The 5,611-nt window shown below is 68.6% G+C and carries 6 protein-coding genes; 4 read left to right on the forward strand and 2 right to left on the reverse strand.

The window, feature by feature from the left end:
• Positions 1 to 104: NAD-dependent epimerase/dehydratase family protein (locus ACFWFI_RS40575; RefSeq protein ID WP_387400647.1), on the reverse strand; the 104-nt coding region annotated here is incomplete at its 3' end.
• 568 nt (positions 105 to 672) lie between these two features.
• On the reverse strand, positions 673 to 1,077 hold the full coding sequence (locus tag ACFWFI_RS40580; protein WP_387400637.1) for a cupin domain-containing protein: 405 nt from the start codon (positions 1,075 to 1,077) through the stop codon (positions 673 to 675).
• Positions 1,078 to 1,263: 186 nt separating this feature from the next.
• On the opposite strand from ACFWFI_RS40580, the gene ACFWFI_RS40585 reads away from it, so the two are divergent.
• From ACFWFI_RS40585 to ACFWFI_RS40600, 4 genes are read left to right on the forward strand one after another with little or no spacing between them, the layout of a single operon-like run.
• Positions 1,264 to 1,857: a carboxymuconolactone decarboxylase family protein gene (locus tag ACFWFI_RS40585; RefSeq protein WP_387400639.1), complete on the forward strand. Its 594-nt coding sequence runs from the start codon at positions 1,264 to 1,266 to the stop codon at positions 1,855 to 1,857.
• Between the two features lie 38 nt (positions 1,858 to 1,895).
• The gene (locus ACFWFI_RS40590) at positions 1,896 to 3,434 is read left to right on the forward strand and encodes a sugar ABC transporter ATP-binding protein (protein ID WP_387400641.1); all 1,539 of its coding nucleotides are present in this window, start codon (positions 1,896 to 1,898) and stop codon (positions 3,432 to 3,434) included.
• Complete coding sequence (locus ACFWFI_RS40595) at positions 3,431 to 4,441, forward strand: ABC transporter permease (RefSeq protein ID WP_387400643.1); 1,011 nt, start codon at positions 3,431 to 3,433, stop codon at positions 4,439 to 4,441. Before ACFWFI_RS40590 ends, ACFWFI_RS40595 begins: the two co-directional genes overlap by 4 nt.
• 33 nt (positions 4,442 to 4,474) lie before the next feature.
• The gene (locus ACFWFI_RS40600; protein ID WP_387400645.1) at positions 4,475 to 5,431 is read left to right on the forward strand and encodes a sugar ABC transporter substrate-binding protein; all 957 of its coding nucleotides are present in this window, start codon (positions 4,475 to 4,477) and stop codon (positions 5,429 to 5,431) included.
• The last annotated feature ends 180 nt before the right edge of the window (positions 5,432 to 5,611 follow it).

Below are 5,611 nucleotides of genomic sequence, written 5' to 3' on the forward strand. Positions count from 1 at the left end.
GCCCCGCTCCGGCTCACCGCCAGCACCTGATGGCCCCGGTGCACCGCCTCGGCGGTGATCCGGCTGCCGATCATGCCGGTGGCCCCGAACACCACGATCTTCATCGGGGGCTCTCCCTCACGTCCCTCAGGATCACCATCTGGCGCCTTCCACTTGGTCGTTCCGGCCGACGGGGCGCCCGAGGGAGCCAACCGCCCGGCCCTCGTGGATGTTTCACGTGAAACGGGCGCCCCCTCCGGCGCGTGCGGGACCGGAGGTTGTGCCGAGCCGCCGGGTGCCACCGGCTGACCAGGCAACTTCTGGATGCGGACAGCACGGGACGGCAGCGGAAATACACAGTCAACAATCTCGTGCCAGATCTTGCCGACATCCGGTTCGGGCGATTACGGTCACCGCCAGGAAGCAGACGCCGATCGCACCCGGTCCGAGGAGAACGCCCGGTCCGGGCACTGTCGGCACTCGTGGCGTACCGCTGTGCGGGCGGCCCGGGACCTGCGGGAGGTTCCGGTGACGGCCGGGACGACCGCGGGTCCCGCCCACCGCCCGCATGACCGAGGAGCAGGACATATGCACTGGACGACCCGCTGCCTCATCCCCCGTTCCCCGTGACTGCACGCCGGCCACCGTGAGACGGCGCCCCGCCGGCCTGCCTCAGGCGGCCGGGCCGTGCGGTCAGGCCATCTGGTCGGCGGCCGACAGGTGTTCCACCGTCACGCCGGTCTCGGTGAACGTCCGGGTGACCGTTCCCGATGTGTAGACCCACAGGATGCGCAGCGGAGTGTCGCCGACGTTCCGGAAGAGGTGGGGTATCGGGGAGGGGATGTAGGTGGTGTCGAAGCGTTCGAGACGGGTCACCTCTCCCTCCACCAGAACCTCCGCCTCGCCCTCGAGGACCGTCACGTGCTCGTCGCAGTTGTGCGAGTGCATCGGCGCCCCGGATCCCACCGGATACACGCTCATTCCGCTGGTGATCAGATTCTCGCCGTTCGACGACGGAGTCGTGACCAGCGGAGTCGTCACGATCGCACCGCCCCGGTCCAGCAGGCGGACGGAAGCGGTCTTGATGATGACTGTCATGCGGAGTCCCTCTCGACGTCGGTGCGTCGTCCGACGTTAGGCGCCGGCCCTGTGGATGAGAGGCATCCGGCGTGCAGCTTTACCTTGCATTCCGAGGAGGGTGAGCCTCAGCGACTCGGGGGTACGGTCGGCTCCCGTTGCACGGTCGATCCGCCCGTGTCACCGAAAGAAAGGCACGCAACGCCCATGAGACTCCCCGTACTCGCCGCCGAAGACATGAACGAGCATCAGCAGGAACTCCATGCCAGGATCACGGCGCGCCGAGGCGGAGTCCGCGGGCCTTTCCGGGTGTGGCTGCAGAGCCCGGAGCTGTGTGAGCGGGTGGAATCGCTCGGTGCCTTCGTACGTTTCGAATCGAGCCTGCCGAAGCACCTGAGGGAACTCACCCTGCTGATGGCGGCGCGTCACTTCGACGCGCAGTACTCCTGGAACGCGCATGTGGCCGCCGCCGTCGAGGCCGGCATCCCCGCGGAGGCCGTCGAGGCCCTCGCGGAGCGCCGGGAGCCCGTGTTCGCCGACGAGGCGGACACCGCCTTCTACGAGTTCTGCCAGGAACTGCTGGAGACCCACTTCGTCTCGGACGAGACCTTCGCCCGTGCCCACAAGCACTTCGGCTCGCAGGGGCTCGTCGACACCATCGGCTCCCTGGGCAACTTCACGATGCTCGGCATGTGCCTGAACGCCTTCCAGGTCGACCTCCAGGCCGGCCGCAAGCCCCCGTTCCCCGACATCCGCGGCTTCGAGCGGGTCACCGGCGGCGGGGACCGGTCCCAGCCGTGACAGCCCGTCCCGAGCCACGTACGAAAGGGAGCGAGGACGTGTCCGCCACGACTGCTCTTGGATCCACCGGCACCGTGGGCCGCCCGGCCACGGAGCCGGTGGTCCGCGTCCGCGACCTCACCAAGAGCTTCGGCGGAGCCGTGGCGCTCAAAGGTGTCTCGCTGGACATCCACCCCGGCGAGGTCCACGCCCTGATGGGCATGAACGGCGCCGGCAAGTCCACCCTGGTCCAGCTCCTTTCGGGAGCGCACCAGGGGGACGGCGGCACGATCGAGATCGGCGGCACGAGCCAGTCGGCGCTGACCCCGCGCAAGGCCCGTCAGCTCGGCATCTCCTCGGTCCCGCAGCGCCGCGAACTCGTCATGGCGCTGACCGTCGCCGAGAACATCCTTCTGGGGGACCTCCCCTCCTCGCGCTCCGTCGTGTCGTGGAAGTCGGTCGAGCGGCAGGCCCGCCAGGCCCTGCTCGACCTGAACATCGACATCGACGTGAAGCGCCGGGCCGGTGAACTCACCGTCGCCGAGCAGACGATGGTGGAGGTCGCCCGTGAGGTACGGCGCGGCGGCAAGGTCCTGATCCTGGACGAGCCGACCGCCTGTCTGGGAGCCGCGGCGGCGGACCGGATCAGGAGCCTGGTGCGGACCCTGCGTGACGAGGGCGTGGCCGTCGTCTACATCTCGCACTACATCGACGAGGTCCTCTCGATCGCGGACCACGTCACCGTGCTCCGCGACGGATCAGTGGTGCACAGCGGACCCTCCTCGCTGACCGACTCCGCGGGACTGGTCCGCCACATGGTCGGCCGTGACGTGGTGTCCCGGCGCCCCGAACGACCCGCTCCCACGCGGACGGTCGCGTTGACCGTACGGGGCCTGTCCCACGGCCGCGACATCACCGACTTCGGCGTCCAGGTGCGCAAGGGCGAGATCGTCGGCGTCCTCGGTCCGGCCGGGGACGCGCAGTCCCGGCTGTTCGACCTGCTGTCCGGCCGCCGGCGTCCCGACGCCGGCGAGATGGAGGTGGGCGGGACGCGCGTGCCGTTCGGCCGCGTCTCGCGCTCCCTGGCCGGCGGCCTGCGCTGCGTCACCGGAGACCGCCGCGCACTGGGGCTGATACCGGGGCTGTCCCTCGACGAGAACCTCATGCTCGCCACCGACCGGCTGAGCAGGCGCCGGCTCCAGCGCTGGTCCGACATGACCCGCCGCGCCGCCCCGCGCCGCGAGAGCTACGGGGTCGTCTCGCTGACCCGTAACCCGGCGGTCGGCAGCCTCTCCGGCGGGAACCAGCAGAAGGTCCTGCTGGCCAAGTGGCTGGAGACCTCCCCCGTGGCCTGCTTCCTCGAAGACCCCACAAACGGCGTCGACGTGGCAGCCATAGCCGACATCCACGTGCTGATCGACGAACTCGCCTCCCGGGGTGTGGCCGTCCTGCTCGCCTCCTCGTCCGCCGAGGAGGTCATGCGCCTCTCCGACCGCGTGATCGTCGTCAGCGCCGGCCGTGTGGTCGCCGAGCACGACGTCAACGCCATCACCCACGACGAACTCGTCGCCACCGCCCTCGGAGGACAACCCCGATGAGCATCACAGCTCCGCCGGAGACGCCCGGTATCAAGAGCACCACGAAAGACCCCCGGAAGCTGGGGCCCTTCCGCACACTGAGCGGTATCCCGCACGCCGGCCTGATCGCCGTACTGATCGTCGTCATCGTGTTCGCCGGGGTGGAGACCGACTCGTTCGCCACGTCGGTCAACCTGGTGAACGTCCTCAGGCAGGTCAGCGTCGTCGCCGTCCTCGCCGCGGGGCTCACGCTGCTGATGACAGCCGGCGGCATGGACTTCTCGATGGGCAGCAACGCCGCGGTCACCACGGCCGTCGCCGCGCAGTTCCTGGCGCACGGCAGATCGACCACCTTCACCGTGGTCGTGTCACTGCTGCTCGCCACCGCGATCGGGCTGGTCAACGGTCTGGTGGTGACCTACACCAACGTGGCACCGTTCGTCGCCACCCTCGCCACCGCCACACTCCTCGACGGCGTCGCACTCCTGGTGCTCAACGGACTCAGCGTCTCCATCGGCGAACACCTGTCCGCGCTGGGTGCGGAGAAGACGCTCGGCCTGCCGAACCTGCTGATCGTGGCGCTCCTGGTCCTGGTCGTGGTCGGCCTGATCATGAAGTTCACGGTCTTCGGCCGGGACGCCTTCGCGATCGGCGGCAACGAACAGGTCGCCCGGCTCAGCGGCATCAATGTCAACTGGCAGAAGCTGGTGCTCTACGGTCTGGCCGGCGCCCTGTCGGGCCTCGCCGGGCTGATGCTGCTGTCACGGCTCGGTGCGAGCAGCCCGGGAACCGGCGGCCTCCAGCTGCAGCTCACCGCGGTGGCGTCGGTCGTGATCGGCGGCACCATGCTCGCCGGCGGCTACGGCACGATCATCGGCACCTGCCTGGGAGTCGTACTGCTCGGCGTCGTGGCCAACGCGCTGAACCTCCTTCAGGTGTCCAGCTACTTCCAGCAGATCTCCGTCGGCGCGGTGCTGCTCATCGCCGCCATCGCCAACCAACTGCACAAGAAGACCTCCCCACACTGATCACCCGCCCGCACGCTCCGAAAGGCCCATCCCATGACCCTTTCTGCCCGTTCACGCAGAGCCACTGCCGCCTCTGTCGCCGGACTCGCTCTCGCACTGAGCGGTTGCGGTGCCGGCGCTTCCGACGACGGGTCGGTCTCGCTGGGGTTCGTCAACGGTGGGGACACCGAATTCCACACCTGTCTCCAGGCGTCCATCAAGGACACCGCCGACGCGAAGGACGCCAAGCTCTTCACGGCCAACTCCCACCAGAACCCGGGTACGGAGCTGTCCAACATAGAGGACATGATCTCGCGGAACGTCGACGCACTCATCGTGCAGACGGTCAACGTCGACGCGCTCAAGGGGGACATCGCGAAGGCCAAGAGCGCGAACATACCCATCTTCCTCACCTCCGTGGTGACCGACGACCCCACCGACATCCTCGGAGCGGTGGTGGTCGACCTCAAGCAGGTGGGTGAGCTGGACGCCGACTACGTCGAGCAGGACGCCGGGGGCAAGGCCGTCGAGGTCGGCGTGATCGCCGGTGCCCCCGGCGCCGCCTCCGACCTGCTGGTCAACGGCTTCACCAAGGCTCTGCCGGCCAGTGCGAAGGTCGTGGCGAACCAGCCGGGCATGTTCAACGCGGCCAAGGCACAGGACGTCGCCGAGAACATGATCCAGGCCCACCCGGACATGAAGTACGCGTTCGTGGCGAACGAGGAGATGGCCTTCGGGGCTCTCAAGGCCTTCACGGCCGCCAAGGCTGATGTGAAGATCGTGACGGTCAACGGAACCGACCGCGGGGTGGCCGCCGTCAAGGACGGGCGCTTCGCCGCGACCGTCGCCAACTCCGCCATGACGACCGGGAAGATCGCCATCACCAACACCATCTCGCTGCTCGACAAGAAGAAGACCGACAAGATCGCCATGACGCCGATCAGCCTCATCACCGCCGACAACGTGAGCAGCGCCCCCCAGTACTGCTCCGCCGAGGAGAAGAAGTCCTGACTGCCGGCGAACCCCGCCGGTAGTTCAGGACCGTCGCCCTCGGCTAGCGCCCAACCGCACCTGGAGCCCCCACGCTCATCCGTACGAACCGCGACCGGGCCCCCACGCTCAACCGCACCGATCACACCTGACACGGCCGGAGGCGCCTCCGGCCGTGACGGGGCCGGAGGAATCATGGAC

The sequence above is a fragment of the Streptomyces sp. NPDC060209 genome, from assembly GCF_042728155.1.
Classification (GTDB): Bacteria; Actinomycetota; Actinomycetes; order Streptomycetales; family Streptomycetaceae; genus Streptomyces.

Excerpts from the sequence above, each read along its gene's own strand:
- ACFWFI_RS40580 (WP_387400637.1), bottom strand. The coding sequence starts at position 1,077 with ATGACAGTCATCATCAAGACCGCTTCCGTCCGCCTGCTGGACCGGGGC.
- ACFWFI_RS40600 (WP_387400645.1), top strand. The coding sequence starts at position 4,475 with ATGACCCTTTCTGCCCGTTCACGCAGAGCCACTGCCGCCTCTGTCGCC.
- ACFWFI_RS40585 (WP_387400639.1), top strand. The coding sequence starts at position 1,264 with ATGAGACTCCCCGTACTCGCCGCCGAAGACATGAACGAGCATCAGCAG.
- ACFWFI_RS40595 (WP_387400643.1), top strand. The coding sequence starts at position 3,431 with ATGAGCATCACAGCTCCGCCGGAGACGCCCGGTATCAAGAGCACCACG.